This is a genomic window from Halalkalibacter oceani (assembly GCF_023715605.1).
In the GTDB taxonomy this organism is placed as follows: domain Bacteria; phylum Bacillota; class Bacilli; order Bacillales; family Bacillaceae_D; genus Halalkalibacter; species Halalkalibacter oceani.
Window position 1 is genome coordinate 1 of record NZ_JAMBOL010000092.1, and the last position, 324, is coordinate 324.

Annotated in this window: 1 rRNA gene; it reads right to left on the bottom strand. The window is 43.2% G+C overall.

Annotated elements, in window-relative coordinates:
* Nucleotides 1–208: 208 nt before the first annotated feature.
* Nucleotides 209–324, bottom strand: a 23S ribosomal RNA gene (locus tag M3202_RS22135); the annotation flags it as partial.

The following is a 324-nucleotide window of genomic DNA, read 5'->3' on the forward strand; positions in this document are numbered from 1 at the left end:
CTTTTGATCTTCAGATAACCGGCGACCTTCTTTGTCAGCTTCATGGTCTTCGGTCATGTCACGTACTGATGTACGCTCCATTCCTCAGCCATTTGCTTCCTCGAATGTCTTGGTTCTCTTTGATCAACACGATATACTTTATAAGCATATGTTGAAAGAAGTGATTCCTTCAAAACTAGATCATGATTGTACAAGTATCAAGAATAGCTTGGATAAGTCCTCGACCGATTAGTATCTGTCAGCTCCACGTGTCGCCACGCTTCCACACCAGACCTATCAACCTCATCATCTCTAAGGGGTCTTACTGGATTAACTCCATGGGAA